The organism is Shewanella sp. A32 (assembly GCF_029167175.1).
Lineage (GTDB): Bacteria > Pseudomonadota > Gammaproteobacteria > Enterobacterales > Shewanellaceae > Shewanella > Shewanella yunxiaonensis.
Map to the genome: position 1 here is coordinate 44407 of NZ_JARFTS010000013.1, position 23314 is coordinate 67720.

The window sequence follows — 23314 nt, forward strand, 5'->3', positions numbered from 1 at the left end:
TGTTGATCCGCTGTCTCACCCCATACTTTGCTGTCATAAGGAATCCTGATGGAACAGGACAACATATTAATCTCGACCCTACTTTTTCTGTTGGCGGGTGTTGTATTAGTACCGCTTGGCAAGCGTTTTGGGGTCGGCCCCATTTTGTCTTATCTGGCCGCAGGCGTGATCTTAGGCCCCGCAGGCATTGGCGTGGTGTCAGAGCCACAGTCAGTGTTACATTTCGCTGAATTTGGGGTGGTGTTAATGCTGTTTATGATGGGGTTACAGCTTAGCCCGGGAAAACTGTGGGAACTTCGCAGCGCCATTTTTGGCCTTGGCAGTGGACAGTTATTATTGTCCTGGGCCGCAGTCGCTATTTTTTCCGCATATGTAGGGCTTTCATGGCCTGCAGCGATTATCATCGGCGCGGCATTATCTTTGTCCTCGACAGCATTCGCAGTACAACTGATGACCGATCAGCGCTTACTGACCACGCCTGTTGGTCGTGATGCGTTTGGCGTCCTGTTGATGCAGGATTTGGCTGTTATTCCCATGTTGCTGCTGACAGCATACCTTGCCCCCAATGCTGCTGATGCCGGACATCGTGCCGTACCTTGGTATTGGACCTGTGTAGCACTATTAGGTTTTCTGCTTATGGGCAAGTACTTATTGCCTCGGTTGCTGCAACTGGTTGCTGCGAGCGGTGTTCGCGAAGTGCTGACTGCTTTTTCATTGTTATTGGTGATGGGAAGTGCTGCCTTGATGGCGTGGCTAGGTTTGTCATCGGGCATGGGCGCATTCCTTGCGGGGGTTCTGCTGGCCAACTCCAGTTATCGCCATCAGCTGGAAACCGATATAGATCCATTTAAAGGATTGCTCTTGGGACTGTTCTTTATGGCGGTCGGCATGAGTATGGATCTCAGCCTACTGCTAAAAGAACCGTTGTTGTTGTTAGGTATATTGCTGGCAATGCTGGCGATTAAGACATTAGTGTTGGTTCTACTTGGCAAGCTGCGTCGCCATGCTTGGCGCAGTAGCGTGGCATTAGGTTTGATTCTTGCTGAAGGTGGTGAATTTGCATTTGTGTTGTTATCTCAAGCGCATCTGTCAGGACTATTATCCCAGGAGTTAAGCCAGGCCCTGGTATTGGTGATCGGGCTGTCGATGGCGGTGACTCCCTACTTGCTCCGTGCGTTTCGTGCCACGGGCAAGCCTGCCGAAGATCATAATCGCTTGGCGGATGTTATTGATCCTGGTGAAAGTGAGGTCGTCATCGCCGGATTTGGCCGAATGGGGCAAATTACCGGCCGTATATTGGCATCCACAGGCATCCCGTTTGTGGCATTAGATAAAGATGCACGTCATGTGGATGTGGTAAGGCAATTCGGCAGTGAGGTGTATTTTGGTGACGCTAAAAGATTGGATATGCTGCTTTCTGCCGGACTCACCAAAGCCAGAGTAATACTGATCACTGTTGATTCAGTCGATGATTCGCTAGAGATAGTCAATCAAGTACAGACTCATTTCCCGCATGTCACTATTGTGGCTCGTGCCCGTGACCGTAACCATGCCTATCGATTGATGAATATGGGTGTGACTCGGGTATTTCGTGAAACCTTTGGCTCTGCGCTAAGTGCCAGTGAGAGTGTGCTACAAACTCTGGGTATGTCCCAGGTTCAAGCCTCTGAACGGGTACGTATATTTGCGGAGCATGATAAAGCGCAAGTCGTTGCCGGTGCAGAACATAAGGATGATTTGAAAGCGTTGATCCGCATATCCAATGAAGGTAAAGCGGAATTAGAGTCCCTGATGCGTGCTGACCGTGATAAGGGGATTTAAGGATCTCGGTGCTTTTTAACGATTTTTTAAAAAAATTTTTGTACTTACCAAATTCGTCAACTTTGTTGACGATCTAATCACAGTATTCACGGCATAACTCTTTTGCATTAACCTGATCAAGTTGACGTCAACGTCAATTTAAAACGTTTGTTTTAATGCTGTAGTCGCTGAATTTAATATAACATAATGTTTTCAATATGATTTTATGCCTTCCTTGGTGGTCAATTTATGATGGCATCTTTTCATTAAACTCTTCGATATCGGTAATTTAGTCGTAAATTATAAGTTACTATTGTAATTTAATTACGTTGTATATTACAAATAACTAAAACTGGTAAAGAAGTCTGACAAATTTCACCATCTTTTTTGCATTACATAAATAATTAAAAATAAAACCATATAAAACAATGTCATTAATGCCTTTTCTTATTTTGGTCATACCAATTTTTTTGATGGATATCATATTTATCTATGACTTTTTGGCTATTGCATTGTCTATTTTTTATCGCTAGGTTTTGGTCTTAAAAGAACATATGAAAGTTTTATAGCTGAAATTTTTCAAACCTGGAGGCTGCCAATGCAACAGACTGCTGAACGCCCATCCACTGCTGCGAGTAGTAGCTTGGAGATTAAAGCAAACCCTATTACTGGTCAGGAACGGGTATTAACCGAAGGAGCATGTGCATTACTACAGGCACTTTGTCAGGAATTTGCTGCGGAAGTTGATACTTTGCTGGCGCGGCGAAAGCAGCGTCAGCAAAGTATCGACGCTGGTGCGTTGCCGGACTTTTTACCGGATACACAATCGATAAGAGATAGTGACTGGAAAATTAGAGGCATCCCGAAAGATCTGCTCGACCGGCGCGTGGAAATTACCGGTCCGGTCGACCGCAAGATGATCATTAATGCGTTAAATGCCGGCGTAAAAGTCTTCATGGCGGACTTTGAAGATTCGTTGGCCCCAAGTTGGGAAAAACTTATTCAGGGGCAGGTGAATCTTCAGGATGCGGTACGCGGAGAGATCGAATATACCGCACCGGAAACCGGTAAGCATTATCAGTTATGTGATGATCCTGCGGTGCTGGTGGCACGTGTAAGAGGACTTCATCTTCCAGAAGAACATGTGTTGTTTAATGGTAAACCAATCCCCGGTTGTCTGTTTGACTTCAGCATGTACTTCTTCCACAACTACCGTCAGCTGTTGGCAAAGGGCAGTGGTCCATACTTCTATATCCCCAAGCTGGAAAGTCACCTGGAAGCGCGTTGGTGGGCCAAGGTGTTTGCTTTTGTAGAAGAGCGTTTGTGTCTGCAGCCGGGCACGATCAAATGCACCTGTTTGATTGAAACTTTACCAGCAGTGTTTGAGATGGATGAAATTCTCTATGAACTTCGCTCTAACATTGTCGCTCTGAACTGCGGTCGTTGGGACTATATCTTCAGCTATATCAAAACACTTAAAAATCATGCCGATCGCGTGTTGCCAGATCGGCAACAGGTGGGGATGGATAAACCATTTCTCAGCGCCTATTCCCGATTATTGATCAAAACCTGCCATAAGCGTGGGGCACTGGCAATGGGCGGAATGGCTGCCTTTATTCCGGCAAAAGATCCTGAGGTCAACGCTAAAGTATTGGAACGAGTACGTGCCGATAAGGAATTGGAAGCGCGCAATGGCCATGACGGTACCTGGATTGCTCATCCTGGCTTAGCGCAGATTGCACTGGAAATTTTTGATGATTACATCGGCAAGGAAAGACCCAACCAGCTGCATATCACCCGTGATGTTGACGCTCCGATACTCGCGGCAGAATTGTTGGCACCTTGTGATGGCAGTCGCACTGAAGAGGGGATGCGTCTGAACATTCGTATTGCATTGCAGTACATCGAAGCCTGGATCGGTGGCAATGGTTGTGTACCTATCTATGGTCTGATGGAAGATGCCGCTACCGCAGAAATTAGCCGCACGTCCATTTGGCAATGGATCCGTCACGGTAAGTCTTTGAGCAATGGCAAACTGGTGACCAAAGAGTTGTTCTGCAACATGCTCACAGAAGAGCTGGCCGCTGTGAAAAAAGAAGTGGGAGAACAGCGGTTTACCCACGGCCGTTTTATCCAGGCGGCTTCCTTGTTGGAAGAAATCACCACTGCTGATGAGTTGGTGGATTTCTTAACACTACCGGGTTACCGGTTACTAACAGCATAACCTGTATCAATTGACTGGGCTCAGCCCGTAACTTCAAACATCGGTTGGGGCCGATGCAAACTTGTGAGGAGTGTAAAGATGACTGAGGCAAGCCAAATGAATCGTCAAGCGCAAATTGATGCCTTGAAGCAGGATTGGGCCAAGAATCCACGTTGGAAAGGCGTATGCAGACCTTATACCGCCGAGGAAGTGGTGGCATTACGTGGTTCAGTCGTGCCAGAAAATACCATGGCTAAAATGGGGGCCGCGAAGCTCTGGTCGCTGGTGAATGGCAGTGCCCGAAAAGGGTACGTCAACTCCCTTGGGGCTTTGACTGGGGGGCAGGCCGTACAGCAGGCTAAGGCAGGAATTGAAGCCATTTATCTGTCAGGATGGCAGGTAGCGGCAGATGCTAACCTCGCAAGCACTATGTATCCTGACCAGTCTCTGTATCCAGCAAACTCGGTACCTGCGGTTGTCTCCAGGATCAATAATGCGTTTCGCCGGGCAGATCAGATCCAGTGGAGTCAAGGGGGCAATCCTGGTGAACAAGGATTTACCGATTATTTTTTACCGATTATAGCCGATGCTGAAGCCGGTTTCGGTGGCGTGCTCAACGCCTATGAACTGATGAAGTCGATGATTGAAGCGGGGGCTGCCGGGGTCCATTTTGAGGACCAGCTTGCTTCAGTTAAAAAATGCGGTCATATGGGCGGTAAGGTGTTGGTGCCGACGCAGGAAGCGGTACAGAAGCTGGTGGCGGCAAGACTGGCCGCAGATGTGGCGGGAGTGGAAACCTTAGTCATTGCCCGTACAGATGCCAATGCGGCGGATCTGCTGACCTCTGATTGTGATCCATATGATAGTGACTTTATCACTGGTGAGCGTACCTCCGAAGGGTTTTACCGGGTGCGCGCGGGACTTGAGCAGGCGATTGCTCGCGGTTTGGCATATTGCCCTTACGCTGACTTGGTATGGTGTGAAACGGCGAAGCCAGATCTTGAGGAGGCGCGTCGCTTTGCTGAGGCAATTCATGCCAAGTTCCCCGGCAAGCTGTTAGCCTACAACTGCTCACCGTCCTTTAACTGGAAGAAAAACTTGGATGATGCCACCATCGCACGTTTCCAGCAGGCCTTGTCGGATATGGGCTATAAATATCAGTTCATTACGTTGGCGGGGATCCATAATATGTGGTTCAACATGTTCGATCTGGCATACGAATATGCCCGTGGCGAAGGTATGAAACACTACGTGGAAAAAGTTCAACAGCCTGAATTTGCCGCCGCTGAAAAAGGCTACACCTTTGTGGCACATCAACAGGAAGTGGGTACCGGTTACTTTGATAAAGTCACCAATGTTATCCAGGGCGGTAGCTCTTCGGTAACGGCGCTCACCGGATCAACAGAGGAAGCGCAGTTCTGAGTCCTTTATCGTGTATGCCGAGCGGCGCTTTTGCGCCGCTTTTTTGTTCATACCCGCTGAAATTTCAGGAAAATTTCTGTTACTTGAATGTAAATTGCTGCAGCGTGAGTTATGTTTATACAACAATAAACCGGTATTGAATTTGCCGGATAATCTTTCCCTGAAGGTAATGCGTTGAAAACAAATCCACAAGGCGCGGATTTTTGGGTGCGTCGTATCAGTGAGCAGGAGATGCCTGCTCTTGGTTCCATGATCCGCACACTTGAGCAGCTTGCGAAAGATGATGTGTCCTCGATGGGGGTCTTGGGGCGCAGTATTATGCACGATAATGCCCTGACTTCGCGGGTGCTGCGGGTGGCTAATAGTGCTATTTACAACAAAGGCATCAGTCAGGTGACGACGGTAAGTCGTGCTGCTGTTGTGCTCGGCTTTGATGTGATCCGCAATATCTGCATAACGGCGAAATTGCTGACCAGCTTGCTGGAAAGCAAGAATATGTCAGAGTCTGTTTATCATCGATTACTTAAGTTAATGGCCAATTCCTTTCAGTCTGCCATGTTGACCAAGATGATGTTGGCTGAGCATGATGAGGAACTGCAGGAAGAAGCATTTATCGCAGCCTTGTTATACCAACTCGGTGAAAGTGCATTCTGGAGTGCTGCTGGTCAGCAGGCAGATGAACTGGATAGTTTGTTAAACAAGTGCAGTGACAATATGTGTCGTTTAACGACCACTCGTGAATACTTGGGCATTTCCTTTAATCAGCTGACGCAGGGGCTCGCCAGAAACTGGGGGCTAGGCGAACTGTTGATGAAGTCACTGGTAAATCCTGATGCGCGCACGCCAGAAGTTCGTACTATTTTTCTTGCCAATAAACTCAGCGATGCGATGGCGGGCGGTGAAGACTCCTCTGCCGAGTTGCAACGGCGTCTGCAACAAGGTGCCGAACTGATGCAACTAACTCCCGGTGAGTTTAAAAAGCGCTTGCAGTATTGTCTGGAAGATACCCAGCGTTTAACAACTGACTATGGTGCCAAAGTGCTGATGGAATATTTGCCGAAGAATGGCGTATTAAACGAGCTGGCGTCCCCTCCGCAATATCAGATACGAGAGCCCAATATCAGTGGGTTATTGGAGAAACTCAGACAGCTGACATCCTTAGCTCAGGACAAAGCCGATTTTAATCAGGTAATCCAAATCGCGTTGCTAGGGATGCTAGATGGGATTGGATTGGATCGTTGCGCGGTGTTGCTGTTATCACCCAACCGGAAAAGGTTACAGCCAAGAATTGCCCTCGGTGATGATGCGGAGTTGATGAAACAACATTTTGCACTGGAAATTAATGAAGAAACCCAGCTGCTTAAATATTGTCTGGAGCGACAATTACCGTGCTGGTCAGGTAAAAACGCTCCAGAGTTTCCGCCAGCAGGCAGCCTGTTGCAACGCACGTTGCCAGAGCTGGGCTTCCTGATGGCGCCTTTGCGGGTCGAAAATAAAATTATTGGCATTTTTTATGGGGATCGCGCCAATAGTAACCGTGACATAACCCAAGCAGAATTCGACAGTTTTACTCATGTTGCCCAATTAGCGAATCTCTGTTTCTCGCTGGCATTCAGGAGCCTTTAGCTGCTGTTTTTTTACGAAAGACCTTAATTTGATCGGTGATCCTCGGGGCTAATTCATTTGGGATCGGGAAACTGAGATGGTATTGCAGAATTTTCCAGCCATCTTCGGTCAGAACCATAGTGCCGGTGCCCCGGCATAAACCGTAATTCGTGTTATCCAGAATTTCGTCAAAGACAACGACATCGCCGTGGCGAACCATTGTTCGGGACTGGGTTTTGTAGCTCCATCCCTTACTGGTTCTGGCATAACGTTCAAAATCTTGCATACTCCAATGCTCAGAGATATCTGTACCAACAAATCCGGCATCGTCAGTAAATAACTCAAAATAGCTGTCCCAATCTGCGGCAGCAGCACTTCGGTGCAGCTGATCAAGCACCGCGTCTGCTTTTATCGTCTGCGGATTGTGGGAAACTTGATTCAAATTGGTGGGTTCATCCGCATATACCAGCGAGAGCGGCGAACAAAAAACTAGCATTAAGGCACCAGGCAAAAGTGCGGATGTTAAATTTCTTATACTCAACATAATGTTTACCTGAGATTTTTTTACATTAGTTTAGGCTGCTTGATAGGCGGATGCCAGCGCTTAATAGGCCGGTGAACGGTAAAATTGATAAAAAAAAGCTGACAGCATAAAGACAAAAATATGCAGCTGTCAGCAACTGGTAGGAGTTTTAGTATGAACTCAGGAAGAACAAGGGAGTTAGTCAACCATAAACTGCTGATACAACAACTTACGCTGTTGCGGGCTCAGATTATCGAAGTAACTGGTTAAAAATCTCAACATCCGAGATTTCGATACATCTGCTTCCACAGACAAATCCGTCAATTGCTCGATGGTTGGGCTACCCAAGGTAAAAGTCGCCCGCTTCAGCGGACAAGAATTCTGGGATGGCAGAAATTCATTGTCCTGACCAGCAAAATGACGGTGCAAAGTGATGATGTTGTCACGTTCGACAACATCATGTCGTTGCTCGTAACGGCGCTCTTTGCCGAGCGCATAAAGGATGGCGTCCTCAATAAATTCGTCTATGGATGGACGCAAATTCTGTACGCTTGCCGCACGATTACATTGCGTAGCGTTTTTCTTCAGATCTGCCAGACCCATACTGCGCCCCCATAGCGTTGACTTTAAGGTTCATGAATTTTTTGCGAAGTTCTGCCGCGCTGTTGACCTGCAGCACTTCACAGGCAATACCACGAATTTCATCCGCAGCTTTACCTTTAGGTTCAATTTCCAACACGGAACGACCTGATTCTTCACTATCATCGTAGATATTGCGGCTGAAGGTGACATTGTCCAGCACGTTGATGTCATAAGTGCGGCAAACCTCTTTCGCTTCATCAATACGTCCAGCCTGACTTGGCAGGTTAGGGCATTGAGTAATCACAAAGGATGCCTGCATCTTGGGGTTAATCATCATACAGGTAGCCACTACATCATCCATATGGCTGACGGTCTTGAGGTCACGACGTTTCGGGCGTAATGGCATCAACACATGCGATGCAACAGACATGGTGGCACGCAGGGCCAGATTATCTTGTCCACCACAATCGACAATTACTACGTCGTAATGTTGCTCGAGGCTAAGGAGATCATTACGAATTTTTCCGTATAACTGCACACAGTTAATACTGGTTAATTCTGGGTGTTGGTTGCGTGCTTGGATCCAGTCAGAGGTGGTACGTTGGGGATCGCAGTCCACCATAATGACCGCAGCGCCACATTCTTTTGCTAAAAACACCGCAAGGTTCTGTGCGACGCAACTTTTACCACTGCCACCTTTTTCTCCACCAACCAGAATGATCATAATCCGTTCCTCACCTGTAGTTGCGGAACTTACGAGACAACCCTGTAAGTAGCGCGACCGGCATATTAATTGACTTGTTAAATCTAATGTTAAATGTAAAGTTTTTTCAGTCAAGTATATGATTTATAGATAAATTATCATAAAGTTTGTCGTCATTATTTTGGCGTTATACTATGGTGCGCCGTAAATATGACACACGGCTAAAAAGCTGCAACATCCGACTAAAAAAATAATACAATCAATATGTTGAGTAGTTTGACACTGTCATAAACTCGCTATGATTTGTTACGGTGCTGCAATAGTTATATAAAAGCCGTATTTTTTAATTCATTTGGAACTAAAAAATTAGTTTATATATAAAAAAATATTATAAATAGGTTGGGATTTATTGGCTAAGTTATTGATGATTAAGATCACATGCCGTGCGGTATTGAGATCATGATCATTTTTGAAGCATGTTCTCAAGGATAAATAATGGATCAGCAATTACTGTTAGAAGCAATCAATCAGACGATGCCTTTTGGTAAGTATGCCGGTCGCAAACTGCTGGAGTTACCTGAGCCTTATCTGGTGTGGTTTCATTCTCGCGGTTTTCCCCCCGGAAAGCTGGGTCAGCAATTGGCCCTGATATACGAAGTGAAACTCAATGGCTTGGAAGGGATGTTAAGGCCATTGCTAAAATGAGACGATGCGATAAAAGTGTGACACCTATTAGTGATTTATGAAGTAAGCCGTGATTTAATGGCATTCGGTTTTATTGACAACAGGAATTGATTCACATGGTAAAACTGGCAAAAATCCTGGCAGCTGCGGCAATGGTTTTCGGTATTGCAACCTCAGCATGGGCCATGGGCAAAGTGCATGAAGGTACTATTCTGGATACGATGGACAGCGGTGGCTATACCTACGTTCAAGTGAAAGAAGGTGACACCACTTTCTGGGCTGCCGGTCCTCAGGTTAAAGTGGAAAAAGGCGACAAAGTGCAGATGGTCGAACAGATGTGGATGAGCAACTTCACTAGTAAAACGCTGAAACGTACTTTTGACAAACTGATGTTTGTTGGTGAGATCGCCAAGAAATAGTTTTTGTTCACCACAAAAATTCCAACACACCCGGCAATAACGCTTCCACGATTGTCGGGTGTTTTTTATTTAACGATTAAAACAGTAAATTAAGTTCCCTATCACGAATTGGTGGGCGCTGTTTCAACGTTGGGTGCTGTTTTTTTATCCTTCAAAAATGCCATCATCCTTCGACGAATTAACTGCAATTATGCTATATCACTGGTTATTCGTTTTAGGAAATACACTGATAACATATTTTCATGTTGCAATGGATTGAACTATCGGCATGTTGCAACAGATAATACGCGGGCACTGCAGAACATCAATAAATAAGATGATATGAAATTTCAATTTTTGAACTATGTCGCTTTTTTTGATGGTACAGCGGAAGCTTCTTTTCCTATGACTCTGGATTTTTCGAAAAGATAAACTTCTTAATGATTCATCAGTGGTGCATAGCAGCATTGGCCCGGCTTGGTCAGACAAACGTTTTTTCGCTGCTCTGTAATTAGGATGCATGCCGTAACTATCGACTGATCCATATGGATTTCGCCTAACGACTGCCGACAGAGCGTTTGCCTGAAGTGTACAGGCAAATGTGACGTCGTATCAGGGCACACAGGAGTTCCTATGGATCCAAATTTAACAGATGATTCCCGCCGCCGTTTCGTAAAAGGCGCAATGTGGGTGATCTCCGCTTCAGCACTCGGCACAGGTGTAATGCTATCGGCAAATGCCAATGCCGCTCCCGAACTTGCGCAATATAAGCCAGTATTTTTTAGTGACGCCGAATGGCGCTTTGTGCTGGCAGCATGTGATCGACTTATTCCTGTAGATGATAATGGCCCGGGGGCATTACAGGCCAATGTTCCGGTGTTTATTGATCGGCAGATGCAAGGTGATTTCGGGCAAGCGAAAGATTGGTATATGAAGGGGCCATTTTTTGAAGCGCCTGCCGAACTTGGATACCAATCACCGCTGACACCCGCGCAAACTTACCAGAAAGGTATTGCCGCAACAGATAGCTATTGTCAGAAGACACTGGGAAAATCCTTTGCCGAGCTGTCAGCTGAGCAACAGGATAATCTGTTAACACAACTACAGCTGGGGCAGATTGACCTGGCGGATGTTAGTGCTAAACAGTTTTTTGAGTTCCTCCTACAAAACACCAAAGAAGGCTATTTTGCCGACCCTATGCATGGAGGCAATAAAGAGATGGCGGCGTGGAAGATGATTGGCTTCCCAGGTGCCCGAGCTTCCTATCTAGAATGGGTGGATTTGCATAACGTTCCCTATCCAATGGGGCCCGTTAGTCTGAATGGTGATAGGGGGTAATTTATGGCTCAGCAACAGAAAGCTGTCGATGTTGTATTGGTTGGGCTGGGCTGGACCAATGCGATCATGGGCATGGAGCTGGCACAAGAAGGCCTGAATGTGTTGGCATTGGAGCGTGGCGAAGACCGTGATACCGTACCCGATTTCGCGTATCCGAAAATGGCAGATGAACTGACTTACGGAGTACGTTACAAGTTGATGGTGAAGCCAGCTAAAAGTACCATCACTGTGCGCCATAGTCTGACGGAAACCGCAGTTCCCTATCGGCATCTCGGTTCATTTTTGCCGGGTGATGGTGTCGGCGGGGCCGGTACTCACTGGAACGGTCATACCTGGCGTCCAATGCCAGAAGAGCTGCGTCTACGCAGTTATGTGGAAGAAACCTTCGGCAAAAATATTATGCCAAAGGACATGACTATCCAGGATTACGGGGTCAGTTATGAAGAGCTGGAACCGCACTTTGATTTCTTCGATAAAGTGTTGGGGGTTTCCGGAAAAGCGGGCAATATCAATGGCAAAATTCAGGCAGGTGGTAACCCATTTGAAGGACCTCGAAGCAATGAATATCCATTACCACCGCTGAAACGAACCCTTAACGATGATCTGTTTACCGAAGCGGCCAAAGCGCAGGGATTACATCCCTTCCCGTTGCCCTCATCTAATGCTTCTGAGGCTTACACCAATCCTTATGGTATGCAGTTAGGCCCTTGTAACTTCTGTGGTTTCTGTGAACGATATGGATGTATCAACTATTCCAAAGCATCACCTCAAACCTCGATTCTTGGCGCGCTAAAGCAGCATAAGAATTTTGCTTATCGCACTGGCTGTGAAGTGATCAAGGTGAATCTTGCCGATGATAAAAAGACTGCCATCGGTGTGACATATATTGATGGCAATGGTGAAGAGGTGTTCCAGCCCGCGAAAATTGTGGTGGTGGGGACATTTGCGTATAACAACGTGAGACTCTTGTTGTTGTCAGGTATTGGTCAGCCTTACGACCCGGTATCTAATACTGGCACAGTGGGTCGTAACTACGCTTACCAGATGATGGGCGGAGCAACATTGTTTTTTAAAGACAAGGTGTTTAACCCCTTCATCGGTGCCGGCAGTAATGCCACAACGGTAGATGATTTTGCTATCAACCAGATCGATTTCGCTAAAGAAGGCTTTATTGGTGGCTCCTATTTGCTGGCGGCGCAAACCAATGGCCAACCAATACGTAATCTGCCATTGCCTCCGGGCTCACCTAGTTGGGGGGCTGGCTGGAAAAAAGCCGCCAAGGATTACTATGGTCACTCGATGACCATTAGTTCACATGGTTCCAACATGTCCTACCGGGATTGTTATTTGAGCTTGGATCCCAACTACAAGGACGATCATGGCTTGCCATTGCTGCGTTTGACCTTTGATTGGAAAGAAAACGATCTGCGCATGACCCAGTTTATGAAGAATAAAGTAGGGGCACTGGCCAAAGGACTTAATCCTGACTTTTTAAAAATGTCATTTAAGGACATAGGTACGCATTATGATGTGCGGCCCTATCAATCTACCCATAACGTGGGTGGGGCGATTATGGGAACTGATCCCAAAACGAGTGTGCTTAATCGTTATCAACAAAGCTGGGACGTTCATAACGTCTTTGTTCTGGGGTCAAGTTCATTCCCACAGAATCTGCAGTACAACCCGACAATGTTAGTGGGAGCATTGGCGTACTGGTCAGCCAAAGCAATCCGTGAACAGTACCTGAAACATCCCGGCCCATTGGTTCAAGCATAAGGAGCAGCAGATGAAACGCAATCTGATCATGATGCTGTTGCCGTTGGCCTTGTTAGCGACAACTGAAGCACAAGCTTTTGATAAAGCCACCATCGACAAGGGTGAATATCTTTCCCGCGCAGGGGATTGTATCGCTTGTCACTCTATTCCCGGGGGCAAGCCATTTGCTGGAGGTTTAGCAATTGACAGTCCGTTTGGGAAAATCTATTCCACTAACATTACGCCAAGTAAGACTGCGGGAATTGGCAATTACACGCTAGCTCAATTTGATGCAGCGTTGAGACACGGTAAACGAGCTGATGGCAGTAACTTGTATCCGGCAATGCCCTATCCGGACTATGCCATGTTGACTGCCGATGATGTTAAAGCGTTGTACGCCTATTTTATGGACGGCGTTACTGCGGTTGATCAAAAAGCCCCTGAAACCGCGTTAAGTTTCCCGTTTAACCAGCGCTGGGGCATTAGCTTCTGGAACTGGATGTTTGCAAACGATAAGGCCTATCAGGCTAAAACCAGCAAGTCTGATAGCTTCAATCGTGGTGCCTATCTGGTACAAGGATTAGGTCACTGTGGCAGCTGTCATAGTCCACGAGGCATAGCTTTTCAGGAAAAAGGCTATGATGAATCCGATAATAGCTTCCTCAGTGGCGGCAAAATTGGCATCTGGACAGCCCCAAGTCTGAGAGGTGGCGATAAAGGGGCATTGGCAAATTGGAGTAAAGCCGAAATTGTCGACTATCTCGCCAATGGCCGCAATGATACTACTGCCGTAGCCGGTGAAATGACTTCAGTGATTGAACACAGTCTCAGTTATTTGAGTCAGGATGACCTGGCGGCAATTGCCGACTATCTCAAGTCATTGCCTGGAGATGGTAACTCGCTAGCGATGACTGCCGCTGCTACCAAGAAAACCAGTGACGAACTTGATAGTGCCAAAGTGGGCATTAACTCTGGCGCACGTTTGTATCTCGACAGTTGTGGTGCTTGCCATTTTACGCAGGGACAAGGCGCTGCCAGGGTATTTCCAAAGCTGGATGGCAATGCCTTGGTTAATGCCAAAGATCCAAGTGGGTTAATCCATGTGGTGCTGGCTGGTGCACGTTTACCGTCTACCAAAGGGGCTCCAGAAGCATTGGCTATGCCAGCGTTTGGTTGGCGGCTTAACGATGATGAAGTGGCACAGTTGCTCACCTTTGTGCGTCATGCCTGGAATAACCAGGCTCCGGCAGTCACCGCGGCGGATGTCGCCAAAGTACGACAGACGATTCCGCAAACCGTCATGAATGCTACCCGGCCATAAACGCGTAATCCGTTAAGAAAGCCGCCATAGAGGCGGCTTTCTTTTCGCGGTTTCGCAACGAAAACATTATGACTCAACGACTGAAAACTGCTTGCGTTTGTTGAGGTTACCAGCAAGAATCAAGGCGATTTTAGCCTTTATTGAGGTTTTCGCTGGATGGCAGCGACCCTGGTTCTTTATTCTCATGCACAACACCGGCATTTTGCCGCTGAAGTGTCACTCGTTTATCATCAATCCGTACAATCTCTTGCGGGTGGTTTTTATTCCACGGCGCAGTGTAACGCCTGGTCCCGTGCCCCGCGTTCGGAAAAGTACTGGCAGTTGCGTTTACGCCATAGCACCGCTTGGCTGGCGCTCGATAGCGGCGATCATTGTATTGGTTTTGTGCAGGTGGAACGCCAGTATGGGGAAGCGGGTTACATCAGTTGTTTATATGTTTTACCGAGCTGGCAGCGCCGAGGAATAGCGGCACAGCTGATCACTACGGTAAAGCTGTGGGCGCTTCAGCAAGCATTACCAAGACTCAGTACTCACGCCTCAATGCAATCTAAAACCGTGTTTGAGCGGCAGGGATTTCGCAGCCACCATCGTTGCTATCAAGAAAAATCTGGCCAGCAGCTCACGAGTTTTTTAATGTACTGTCCGCTAGTAGAAAAGTTAGCAGATAATAAGGTAGCCACGTCTACATAAAAAACCGGCCTGCGCCGGTTTTTACGTCGTTATCCCATGACACTGGGAGGACTTAGGGTAGGTCAAATACCAGTGCTTCCACATCATTGTTGGCGTTCACTGTCAGCAGCTGTTCATCAGTGATACTGATGCCATCACTTGTGCTAAGCTTGCTACCATTCAGTTCCAGCTCGCCGCCAATCAGATGCAGGTACAAAGTTCGTGTGCTTGTCAGCGGCAAGGTCAGTTGTTCGCTGGCTGCCAATATCAGACGATACACGGTGACATCTTGTTTTATCTGCAACGTGCCATCGCGACCATCTGGGGTAACAACCGCCGTAAGCGCTTCAGTCTGTGCAAAGGCTTTCTGCTGATATCCAGGGACACCGCCAGTGATTGCTGGCTGGATCCAGATCTGTAGAAAGTGCAGAGGTTCCGTTGCCGAAGGATTGAACTCACTGTGATAGATGCCACTGCCGGCCGACATCAACTGAAACTCTCCTGCGGGCAAGTCTTTCACATGGCCGTAGCTGTCTTTGTGGGCAATCGTACCAGAGATAACGTAGCTGATGATCTCCATGTCGCGGTGCCCGTGAGTGGCGAACCCCTGTCCGGGGGTGACCCTATCATCGTTAATCACCCTAAGGGCGGACACTCCCATATAACGTGGGTCGTAGTAATTACCGAATGAGAAGGTGTGGCGGCTCTTGAGCCAGCCAAAGTCGGCCTGACCCCGTTCAGCGGCTTTTCTTACAGTAATCATCAGTAATTCCTCCCAGTTAAAGTTTACGGGCGATAATATTGTCCAGCGATACCTTACCCGCACCAGACACGACCAGGGATAGGGCAATCGCCGCTAATGTCAACGCGTATTCATAGCCGTTATTCGCCATAAACAAACCGTTGTGAATATGTACGGTAAACAGTGCTACCAGCATGGTGAATGCTACTACAGCCGCGGCTGGACGTAACAGCAGCCCTAATAACAGGAACAGACCGCCGAAGAACTCACCGGAACCGGCCAGCAATGCCATCAGGTAACCGGGCGTCAGACCGATGGATGCCATCCATTGACCCGTACCTTCCAAACCATACCCACCAAACATGCCGAACAGCTTTTGACTACCATGAGCCATCAGTGTCAGACCGACAGGCACACGCATAATCAGTGGTGCATAACCAGCATTGTTGCTAACGAGCGTTGCGATAAGTTTTTTCATGATGTTTTCCTCAGTAAATTTGAATCTTGTTTAAATCTGGCTTAGGGAGATTCCCTGTCGTTGAAAGCAAGTCTAGCCAGGTCATTACGGCTTGAAAATCGGAACATTTTGAAGTTAAATTTTAAAAAAATTGAATATTGGAAATTTCATGAATCCTGTGATCAGTCTGGATGCACTTAAGGTGTTGGATGCCATAGATAAAAAGGGCAGTTTCGCAGCGGCTGCCGAGTCGCTTTTTCGGGTACCATCAGCATTAACTTATACGGTACAAAAGCTAGAGCAGGATCTCGGCAGCAGATTATTTGAACGTAAGGGCACACGTGCCCAGCTTACCGATGTGGGGCTGTTGGTGTTGACGCAGGGGCGAGAAATTCTGGCAGCCGCTGCACGTCTGGAAGATGCGGTGCGACAGTTGGAGACGGGCTGGGAAACTGCCGTATCGCTGGCACTGGACAGTATTTTGCCGGACGAGCCCGTGATGAAATCTATCGCAGAGTTCACTCACCTCGGCAAGCAAGTCACAATCAGTCTGTCTAAAGAGGCGTTGGGCGGTGGCTGGGATGCGTTATATTCCGGACGTGCCGATATTGCGATTGGCGTTTCTGGTGAATTACCTCGGGGGCAATATGAACTGCAGCAGTTGGGGGAAGTGGAGTTTGTGTTTGCCATAGCGCCAACGCATCCCTTGGCGCAACACGATGCAGAAATTCCGTCGGAGGCATTATTGCAGTTTCCCTCTATCGTCGTAGCCGATAGCTCGCAGTCATTGTTACAGCGCTCCAGCGGTATTTTTGCCAGTCGGCAGCAGATCCGCGTGTCATCTATGGCTGATAAAGTCCGCTTGCAGCAGCAGGGAACTGGTGTCGGCTTTTTACCGCTGCATCTGATCCGTCAACAATTAGACGAAGGCACCCTGGTTGTGCGCAAGGTCGCAGTGCCCAGACCGCCACTACCTATGTACATGGCCTGGCGAAAAGGGGAATGTGGCAAGGCACTTAACTGGTTTGTGGAACACTTGTGCCGACAGCAGTGGTTTACTTACTGATGCCTGAGCTATCGGCCAACCCGGTAAGATGGCTGGTGTAATACACCATCGGCTGCATTTGGGTATCAAACGCCGGAGTCTGTTGCAATAATCGAATGAAGGCACTGGGTAAGGTCACTTCTGGCAGTGCCTGTTGCCAACGGGCTTCCAGCAGTGCGTCATACCCCTCTTTACCACTGGCGGTGTAGCTGGTGGACACCCCGATATAAAAGTCGTCCCGTTGCAGCGCTTGCCAACCACCGAGATGATCTTGCAATTCTAAGCGAAACAGGCGCTGACCGAGTGCCAGTCGGCCATCATAGAAATATCGTAGGCCGTAGGTATAAGGAAAACTGCCAGCACCAGTACCCATGACACTGTTATTCGTTGCCGCGTTGATTGCTGACTCCAAGACTCGGAACAACGCATCACCGGCAATCTCATATTTCACCAATGGCAATTCAAACGGCAGTAATCTGCCCATCACATCCGCCAGCGTGACCTGTCCCTGCACCAGTGATTGGCGCACGCCTCCGGCGTTATGTAAGGCGAAGTTTACTCGCGGATCCTGAGCTTTTGCCGCCAGAAACATACTCTGGCTGACCCAGGGGGCGATTTCACTCCCGTGAGGCAGGTTGTGACTTGGCAGCCGGGTGTGTAGCAAGGTTTTAGGAACGAAAGCCAATACCTGCTGTTCCATATTGCTGATCGCCGGGCGAAATTCACTGTCGATGACTTGGCTTATCCGTTCGTCCTGCTCATCCCATAAAATGCCTGAATGGTTTGCCAACAGCTCTTGTGCTTCCCGATAATCACTTTCCAAGGCAGCCGTTTCACCGCTGAGCAGAAAATGCCTATCGAGCATAAAGTGGCTGGAGCCTTGTATTTTTGTAACCCGACCTCGGTCATCAAATTCGATATCGGCAATCCCTAAGGTTTCTGCATGTTTCCCGGCATGGACAATGGGGATGCCGTTGATTGATTCCGCATAGGGCAAACAGGGTAGGCCCAAATCGGTAAATTCCCCCATCAGCGTGTGAGTGTGGCCACCGATAATTAGGCTGATATCGGGAACTTCTGTGGCAAGTTGTCGATCCTGATCTATGCCAAGATGACTTAGCAGCAGGATATGAGCCACACCTTGCTGTTTCAGGTAACTCACCGTAGCCTTGGTGGTCGCAATAGCATCAAGAAACACTGTGTCTGGATCCGGTCTTGCTACTTTATTCATCTGATCCAGCGTAATACCGATAATGGCGAGTTTTTGATCATAAAAATCGCGTAACAGATAGCGACCAATTCCTACGTCGTTGTCCCAGGGATAGAGATTATTTAACCCCTGAAAACTGCCTATTTTCTCAGGTCGCTCGTGGCTGATATCCATATTGGCAGCCATCACAGGAAACGAAACCGTACGGATAAAATCTGCCAGCACCGCATTACCATCATCAATATCATGATTGCCAATCGTCATGGCATTCGGCCGCAGTAATTCCAGCAGTCGGGCGTTCGCCCGGCCTTTGAATTCGCTGTAAAACAACGTGCCGTGGAAACTGTCGCCTGCATGCAGAAACAGCATCTCTCGCTGTTGTGCCTGGGCTTGCTGCCGTAGTTTTGTCACTTGCGCGGCAATGCGACTGTAGCCGCCACTGTGGCTGGCTAGCGTAAACTGTCCGTGCTGCAGTTGTACTTTGAACTGCACCAGACTGGGATCGAAATGGGAGTGGGTATCGTTGATATGGGTGAGCGTTAAACGGTAAGTCATAACATCCTCTGTAATTAAACAGAGATTGTACACCTGAAGTGTTACAGCACAAGGGACGTTTTTGTGACGCCCCGAGAGTGTGCTGTCGATGACCAATCAGTGATGCGGTTCTTCTTGCTCACTATCATCTTCAGACAAGCGAATGCCTTTTTCCAGCATGCGCTTCTCCCATAACTGGCGTGCTAACTGCTGCATATCGATGGCAGGATCGTTAAGGTCAACAATTTCCAACCCAAGTAGTGACTCGATAATATCTTCCAGCGACACCAAACCGCGGGTGCTGCCATATTCATCGACTACCATGGCAATTTGAGTATTGCGTTTAATCATCAGCTCAAACAGCGGCAAAATGCGCGCGGAATCTGGTATTACCAACAGTACCCGCTTTACCGCCGCAATGGGGGCTTCTGGGGTATAGCGCTCTGCCAACAGCACGTCTGTGCGGTTGATATAGCCAATAATATTGTCATGATCATGCTCATAAATAGGAATGCGGCTAAAAGGCTTGTTCAGGTAATCCCGTACGAAGATACGCTGACGAGTCTCCGCGGGAAGCGTAAACATCACGGTTCTTGGCGTCATGATGGCGCTGGCCGGCATTTCTTTCGCTTTCATCATCTGCGTCAGAATTTTACTTTCCTGACGGTCAAGCTCTCCGGATTCGACACCAATCTTTGCCATGGCACTAATTTCCTGACGAATGTACTGGCCGGAATCACCTTTGCCAAAGAGCTTAGTGACTTTATTGGAGGCCCAGATCAAGGGCAGACAGAGTCGTTCCATCCACAATAGAATAATGGATACAGTGGGAGCCAGACTGCGCCAATAGTTAGCCCCTATTGTTTTAGGGATGATCTCCGACAAAAACAAAATAAGAAATGTCAGAACCCCAGAAAACACCCCCACCATGTCATCGCCAAACACATGTGCGGCCTGTGCGCCCGCGACAGCCGCACCGACGGTATGGGCAATAGTGTTCAACGTTAAAATTGCCACCAAAGGGGATTCCACGGCCTTTTTTTGTTGCTCAAGCCGCTTGGCTGCCAGCGGTGCAGAGCTGCGCAGACTGGCAATATAGCTGGGTGTTACCGACAGCAGCACTGCTTCAAAGACACTACAGAGAAAAGAAATTGTGATAGCAATTAATACAGTGATAGTAAGTGCAAACATAGCAAAACTGCCGACTCATCCGGCGTCATTGGTCAAACAATGGAATTTGGCTGGTAAGCTAACCATAGTAGACTTTAACGGAACTTAAATCTTCGCAGTTCACAACTACGAGACACCTGGTTATTTAGCGCCTTCTCTGGCTAAAATTGGCTATGGTCTGTATAATTCGCCGCCCTGTTACAGGTATTGGTGTGAGGTGAGTCAAATGAACGAAAAAAAGATCAATTTGCTGGATCTTGATCGTAAAGGCATGCGAGCGTTATTCGCAGAATTGGGCGAAAAACCTTTCCGTGCTGATCAAGTAATGCAGTGGGTATACCACTACGGCATTGATGATTTTGAGCAGATGACCAATATCAATAAAAACCTGCGCACCAAACTCAGTGAAAAGTGTGAAATCTCAGCACCGCAGATATCCACTTATCAGAAATCTTCCGATGGCACCATCAAGTTTGCGATCAACGTGGGTGAAGGGCAGGAAGTCGAAACCGTCTATATTCCCGAAGATGATCGCGCTACTTTGTGTGTGTCATCTCAAGTAGGTTGTGCATTGGAATGCACCTTCTGCTCCACCGCACAGCAGGGATTTAACCGTAACCTGACCGTCGCGGAAATTGTCGGTCAGATCTGGCGAGTTTCACGCTTTCTGGGGTTGAAATATGAAACTGGTGATCGTCCGATCTCCAACGTTGTCATGATGGGAATGGGTGAGCCTTTGCTCAATATGGCAAATCTGGTCCCTGCGCTGGATATTATGCTCGACGATTTTGGCTTCGGACTCTCTAAACGGCGAGTCACAGTATCAACCTCTGGCGTAGTGCCGGCATTGGATAAGCTGGGCGATGTGCTGGATGTGGCATTGGCAGTAAGTATTCACGCGCCTAATGACGAGTTACGTAACGAATTAGTGCCCATTAACAAAAAGTACCCACTGAAAGAGTTTCTGGCGGGTATCAGTCGTTATATTGGGAAATCCAATGCCAATCGTGGCCGTGTCACTGTGGAATATGTCATGCTCGATCATATTAATGACAGCACTGAACAAGCGCACGAACTGGCCGAATTGATGAAAGATACCCCCTGCAAAGTTAACCTGATCCCATTTAACCCTTATCCTGGTTCGCCATATGGTCGTTCTTCCAATTCCAGAATCGATCGATTTGCCAAAGTGTTGATGGAATATGGTCTGACGGTCATCGTCCGAAAAACTCGCGGGGATGACATTGATGCGGCGTGTGGCCAGTTAGCTGGCGACATTCGTGACCGTACAAAACGTTTGGCAAAAAAACGAATGCAACAAAACCAAATATCAGTCACAATGAGTTAACGCATTGTTTGTCAACATTAAAGGGTTTGCCAATGAAGCACGAATTGTGGGGCTTGGCGATGCTGGCAGCCATCTGTTCGACGCTGCCGGGATGTGTGACTGAGAAAACTTATGCCGGAACTGATATTCCGGTAGTTGAACACAAATTTGATAAAAACGCCGCCGCGCTGGAGCGGGTTCAGTTAGGGCTAACCTACTTAAAAAAAGGCAATACTGAACAGGCGAAATTCAATCTTGATAAAGCGATGGGATACGCCCCTGATTTAGAAGAGGTAAACGTCGCTTTGGCCTATTACTATCAAACCGTCGGCGAAAAGCAGAAAGCCGAAGATACCTACGAGCGTGCGATTAATGCCAGCAATGCTACTGGCGATGCCGCAAACAACTTCGGTGTGTTTCTCTGTCAAAATGGCAAATATGCTAAATCAGAGAAAATGTTTCTGCGCGCCGTCCATAACCCCAAATACAATCGCATCGCTTCGAGTTATGAAAACTTAGGGATTTGCCAGCGCAAGGCGGGTGAAATAGAAAAAGCAAGACAGTATTTTGAGATGGCGTTAAAGTATGAGCCAAACAGGCAGGTGTCATTGCTGGAACTGACCGAAATGGAATTGGGGCAGGGTAATTACCAGGCAGCCAAGGTTCAGATGGATCGTTATCATCGGGTAGCGATGGATTCAGCGCTTAGTTTGGCACTCGCGATTAAAATTGCGCGTGGGTTACATGATAGTGAAGCCGCCAAAAGTTATGGCGTGTTGTTGTTGGCGAAATTTCCAACCTCTCCCCAGGCAAAAGAATACCGGGCAAGTATGCACTGATGACTGATATTAAAAATGATGTCGACAAGGAAGATGACAAGACAATTCCGACCGAGCATGAGGAAACGCTTGGCACCATACTGAAACATGCACGTGAGGAAAAACAGTTAAGTCAGCAGGATGCTGCGGCTAAATTGCACCTTCGTGTATCCATTGTGGCCGATATTGAGAACGATGAGTTTGGCAATATCGCTTCCAGCACTTATGTGCGGGGATACGTGCGTAACTATGCCCGTTTCCTGGAGATCGACGCACCGCGTATTGAAGCGTGCTTGACGCGTCAGGTGCCCATGGTCGCGGCGCCAGTGATGCAGAGTTTTTCCCGTAAGACAACCCAGAAAAACTGGGACAAGTGGTTGATGGTCCTCACCTATCTTATCGTGATAGTGTCTCTGGCATTGCTAGTCTTGTGGTGGTTGCAAAAGCCTGCGGCCGTGACTGAAAATTTTTCAAAACCCACCGTAGAAGAACTGCAATCAGAGCCTTCATCCGTTGCGGATAGCAGTACATCTGAAGCTGACAACAACAGCGGACCCAAGGCGGAAGATACGCCAATTGAAGTGCCTGGTGCGGTAGTCTCTGACGCTAGTCAGTCGCAGGAACCAGCGCCGCAGAATGAGGCAATGCCTGATGCAGCAGTGACCGCGGCAACGAGTGATGTTACTGCGCCCGCTACAACTGTGCCACAAGCGGTCGCCAGTGATGAATCCTTGTCAGCGGTTACCAGTGCCCAATTGGCAATCAGCCTTAAAGGGGACTGCTGGATTAAGGCGTTGGATGCTGACGGTAAGACACTGGTTGATGGTTTAAAATCTGCGGGTCACAATATTGCCGTTAGTGGTAAACCGCCTATCAGCTTGGTATTAGGTGCGCCGCAAAGTGTCAGCGTCAGTTATAATGGCACCGCGGTGGATCTGACACCGTTCCCTGAAGGTAGAGTTGCCCGACTCACGCTTCCCAAAGCCTGAAACAGTCAAGAATAGATGC

The 23314-nt window shown here is 47.9% G+C and carries 21 protein-coding genes; 14 read left to right on the forward strand and 7 right to left on the reverse strand.

The window, feature by feature from the left end; genetic code table 11:
• Window positions 1-48 precede the first annotated feature (48 nt).
• The 4 genes from PY479_RS11085 to PY479_RS11100 all read left to right on the forward strand — a co-directional run bounded on the left by PY479_RS11085 (window position 49) and on the right by PY479_RS11100 (window position 7051).
• Window positions 49-1821 (forward strand): monovalent cation:proton antiporter-2 (CPA2) family protein, encoded by a 1773-nt coding sequence (locus PY479_RS11085; RefSeq protein ID WP_212593821.1) that lies wholly within the window; start codon window positions 49-51, stop codon window positions 1819-1821.
• Between the two features lie 577 nt (window positions 1822-2398).
• Window positions 2399-4024, forward strand: a complete 1626-nt coding sequence (aceB, locus tag PY479_RS11090) for a malate synthase A (RefSeq protein ID WP_275483792.1) — start codon at window positions 2399-2401, stop codon at window positions 4022-4024.
• Between the two features lie 78 nt (window positions 4025-4102).
• Window positions 4103-5425, forward strand: a complete 1323-nt coding sequence (gene aceA / locus PY479_RS11095) for an isocitrate lyase (RefSeq protein WP_212593819.1) — start codon at window positions 4103-4105, stop codon at window positions 5423-5425.
• A gap of 231 nt (window positions 5426-5656) precedes the next feature.
• Window positions 5657-7051, forward strand: a complete 1395-nt coding sequence (locus PY479_RS11100) for an HDOD domain-containing protein (RefSeq protein ID WP_275483806.1) — start codon at window positions 5657-5659, stop codon at window positions 7049-7051.
• On the opposite strand, the gene PY479_RS11105 is transcribed toward PY479_RS11100, so the two are convergent.
• The 3 genes from PY479_RS11105 to PY479_RS11115 all read right to left on the reverse strand — a co-directional run bounded on the left by PY479_RS11105 (window position 7038) and on the right by PY479_RS11115 (window position 8859).
• Window positions 7038-7526 (reverse strand): nuclear transport factor 2 family protein, encoded by a 489-nt coding sequence (locus tag PY479_RS11105; RefSeq protein WP_212593818.1) that lies wholly within the window; start codon window positions 7524-7526, stop codon window positions 7038-7040. The genes PY479_RS11100 and PY479_RS11105 overlap by 14 nt on opposite strands.
• A gap of 225 nt (window positions 7527-7751) precedes the next feature.
• Complete coding sequence (locus PY479_RS11110; protein ID WP_212593817.1) at window positions 7752-8156, reverse strand: hypothetical protein; 405 nt, start codon at window positions 8154-8156, stop codon at window positions 7752-7754.
• On the reverse strand, window positions 8116-8859 hold the full coding sequence (locus tag PY479_RS11115; protein ID WP_212593816.1) for an AAA family ATPase: 744 nt from the start codon (window positions 8857-8859) through the stop codon (window positions 8116-8118). Before PY479_RS11115 ends, PY479_RS11110 begins: the two co-directional genes overlap by 41 nt.
• 474 nt (window positions 8860-9333) lie before the next feature.
• Here PY479_RS11115 and PY479_RS11120 point away from each other — a divergent pair, with 474 nt between their 5' ends.
• The 6 genes from PY479_RS11120 (at window position 9334) to PY479_RS11145 (ending at window position 15024) form a co-directional block, all read left to right on the forward strand.
• Window positions 9334-9543, forward strand: coding sequence for a DUF3820 family protein (locus PY479_RS11120; protein WP_212593815.1), 210 nt, complete (start codon window positions 9334-9336; stop codon window positions 9541-9543).
• Between the two features lie 95 nt (window positions 9544-9638).
• Window positions 9639-9941, forward strand: a complete 303-nt coding sequence (locus tag PY479_RS11125) for an NrfJ (protein ID WP_212593814.1) — start codon at window positions 9639-9641, stop codon at window positions 9939-9941.
• Between the two features lie 612 nt (window positions 9942-10553).
• Window positions 10554-11258 carry a gluconate 2-dehydrogenase subunit 3 family protein gene (locus PY479_RS11130; RefSeq protein WP_275483793.1) on the forward strand — a complete coding sequence of 235 codons (705 nt, stop codon included), beginning with the start codon at window positions 10554-10556 and terminating at the stop codon, window positions 11256-11258.
• 3 nt (window positions 11259-11261) lie between these two features.
• A complete protein-coding gene (locus PY479_RS11135; RefSeq protein WP_275483794.1) occupies window positions 11262-13034 on the forward strand; it encodes a GMC family oxidoreductase in 1773 nt (590 codons plus the stop codon).
• A 10-nt stretch (window positions 13035-13044) separates the two neighbouring features.
• Window positions 13045-14334: a cytochrome c gene (locus PY479_RS11140; protein WP_212593811.1), complete on the forward strand. Its 1290-nt coding sequence runs from the start codon at window positions 13045-13047 to the stop codon at window positions 14332-14334.
• Window positions 14335-14490: 156 nt separating this feature from the next.
• Window positions 14491-15024 (forward strand): GNAT family N-acetyltransferase, encoded by a 534-nt coding sequence (locus tag PY479_RS11145; protein WP_212593810.1) that lies wholly within the window; start codon window positions 14491-14493, stop codon window positions 15022-15024.
• 52 nt (window positions 15025-15076) lie between these two features.
• On the opposite strand, the gene PY479_RS11150 is transcribed toward PY479_RS11145, so the two are convergent.
• Both PY479_RS11150 and PY479_RS11155 read right to left on the reverse strand, forming a co-directional pair.
• On the reverse strand, window positions 15077-15766 hold the full coding sequence (locus PY479_RS11150) for a pirin family protein (protein WP_212593809.1): 690 nt from the start codon (window positions 15764-15766) through the stop codon (window positions 15077-15079).
• Window positions 15767-15782: 16 nt separating this feature from the next.
• Window positions 15783-16223 (reverse strand): DoxX family protein, encoded by a 441-nt coding sequence (locus PY479_RS11155; protein WP_212593808.1) that lies wholly within the window; start codon window positions 16221-16223, stop codon window positions 15783-15785.
• A 148-nt stretch (window positions 16224-16371) separates the two neighbouring features.
• On the opposite strand from PY479_RS11155, the gene PY479_RS11160 reads away from it, so the two are divergent.
• Window positions 16372-17268: a LysR substrate-binding domain-containing protein gene (locus tag PY479_RS11160; protein WP_212593807.1), complete on the forward strand. Its 897-nt coding sequence runs from the start codon at window positions 16372-16374 to the stop codon at window positions 17266-17268.
• Here PY479_RS11160 and PY479_RS11165 read toward each other — a convergent pair.
• On the reverse strand, window positions 17258-19012 hold the full coding sequence (locus PY479_RS11165) for a bifunctional metallophosphatase/5'-nucleotidase (protein WP_212593806.1): 1755 nt from the start codon (window positions 19010-19012) through the stop codon (window positions 17258-17260). The two genes, PY479_RS11160 and PY479_RS11165, sit on opposite strands and share 11 nt — an antisense overlap.
• Before the next feature lie 96 nt (window positions 19013-19108).
• Window positions 19109-20182, reverse strand: coding sequence for a CNNM domain-containing protein (locus PY479_RS11170; RefSeq protein ID WP_212593805.1), 1074 nt, complete (start codon window positions 20180-20182; stop codon window positions 19109-19111).
• A gap of 205 nt (window positions 20183-20387) precedes the next feature.
• On the opposite strand from PY479_RS11170, the gene PY479_RS11175 reads away from it, so the two are divergent.
• From PY479_RS11175 to PY479_RS11185, 3 genes are read left to right on the forward strand one after another with little or no spacing between them, the layout of a single operon-like run.
• The gene (locus PY479_RS11175; protein ID WP_212593804.1) at window positions 20388-21509 is read left to right on the forward strand and encodes a bifunctional tRNA (adenosine(37)-C2)-methyltransferase TrmG/ribosomal RNA large subunit methyltransferase RlmN; all 1122 of its coding nucleotides are present in this window, start codon (window positions 20388-20390) and stop codon (window positions 21507-21509) included.
• Between the two features lie 32 nt (window positions 21510-21541).
• Window positions 21542-22327, forward strand: coding sequence for a type IV pilus biogenesis/stability protein PilW (gene pilW, locus PY479_RS11180; protein ID WP_212593803.1), 786 nt, complete (start codon window positions 21542-21544; stop codon window positions 22325-22327).
• A complete protein-coding gene (locus tag PY479_RS11185; protein WP_275483795.1) occupies window positions 22327-23295 on the forward strand; it encodes a RodZ domain-containing protein in 969 nt (322 codons plus the stop codon). The genes pilW and PY479_RS11185 overlap by 1 nt, the downstream gene beginning before the upstream one ends.
• Window positions 23296-23314: the final 19 nt, after the last annotated feature.

Excerpts from the sequence above, each read along its gene's own strand:
- PY479_RS11085 (WP_212593821.1), top strand. The coding sequence starts at position 49 with ATGGAACAGGACAACATATTAATCTCGACCCTACTTTTTCTGTTGGCG.
- aceB (WP_275483792.1), top strand. The coding sequence starts at position 2,399 with ATGCAACAGACTGCTGAACGCCCATCCACTGCTGCGAGTAGTAGCTTG.
- aceA (WP_212593819.1), top strand. The coding sequence starts at position 4,103 with ATGACTGAGGCAAGCCAAATGAATCGTCAAGCGCAAATTGATGCCTTG.
- PY479_RS11100 (WP_275483806.1), top strand. The coding sequence starts at position 5,657 with ATGCCTGCTCTTGGTTCCATGATCCGCACACTTGAGCAGCTTGCGAAA.
- PY479_RS11105 (WP_212593818.1), bottom strand. The coding sequence starts at position 7,526 with ATGCTAGTTTTTTGTTCGCCGCTCTCGCTGGTATATGCGGATGAACCC.
- PY479_RS11110 (WP_212593817.1), bottom strand. The coding sequence starts at position 8,156 with ATGGGTCTGGCAGATCTGAAGAAAAACGCTACGCAATGTAATCGTGCG.
- PY479_RS11115 (WP_212593816.1), bottom strand. The coding sequence starts at position 8,859 with ATGATCATTCTGGTTGGTGGAGAAAAAGGTGGCAGTGGTAAAAGTTGC.
- PY479_RS11120 (WP_212593815.1), top strand. The coding sequence starts at position 9,334 with ATGGATCAGCAATTACTGTTAGAAGCAATCAATCAGACGATGCCTTTT.
- PY479_RS11125 (WP_212593814.1), top strand. The coding sequence starts at position 9,639 with ATGGTAAAACTGGCAAAAATCCTGGCAGCTGCGGCAATGGTTTTCGGT.
- PY479_RS11130 (WP_275483793.1), top strand. The coding sequence starts at position 10,554 with ATGGATCCAAATTTAACAGATGATTCCCGCCGCCGTTTCGTAAAAGGC.
- PY479_RS11135 (WP_275483794.1), top strand. The coding sequence starts at position 11,262 with ATGGCTCAGCAACAGAAAGCTGTCGATGTTGTATTGGTTGGGCTGGGC.
- PY479_RS11140 (WP_212593811.1), top strand. The coding sequence starts at position 13,045 with ATGAAACGCAATCTGATCATGATGCTGTTGCCGTTGGCCTTGTTAGCG.
- PY479_RS11145 (WP_212593810.1), top strand. The coding sequence starts at position 14,491 with ATGGCAGCGACCCTGGTTCTTTATTCTCATGCACAACACCGGCATTTT.
- PY479_RS11150 (WP_212593809.1), bottom strand. The coding sequence starts at position 15,766 with ATGATTACTGTAAGAAAAGCCGCTGAACGGGGTCAGGCCGACTTTGGC.
- PY479_RS11155 (WP_212593808.1), bottom strand. The coding sequence starts at position 16,223 with ATGAAAAAACTTATCGCAACGCTCGTTAGCAACAATGCTGGTTATGCA.
- PY479_RS11160 (WP_212593807.1), top strand. The coding sequence starts at position 16,372 with ATGAATCCTGTGATCAGTCTGGATGCACTTAAGGTGTTGGATGCCATA.
- PY479_RS11165 (WP_212593806.1), bottom strand. The coding sequence starts at position 19,012 with ATGACTTACCGTTTAACGCTCACCCATATCAACGATACCCACTCCCAT.
- PY479_RS11170 (WP_212593805.1), bottom strand. The coding sequence starts at position 20,182 with ATGTTTGCACTTACTATCACTGTATTAATTGCTATCACAATTTCTTTT.
- PY479_RS11175 (WP_212593804.1), top strand. The coding sequence starts at position 20,388 with ATGAACGAAAAAAAGATCAATTTGCTGGATCTTGATCGTAAAGGCATG.
- pilW (WP_212593803.1), top strand. The coding sequence starts at position 21,542 with ATGAAGCACGAATTGTGGGGCTTGGCGATGCTGGCAGCCATCTGTTCG.
- PY479_RS11185 (WP_275483795.1), top strand. The coding sequence starts at position 22,327 with ATGACTGATATTAAAAATGATGTCGACAAGGAAGATGACAAGACAATT.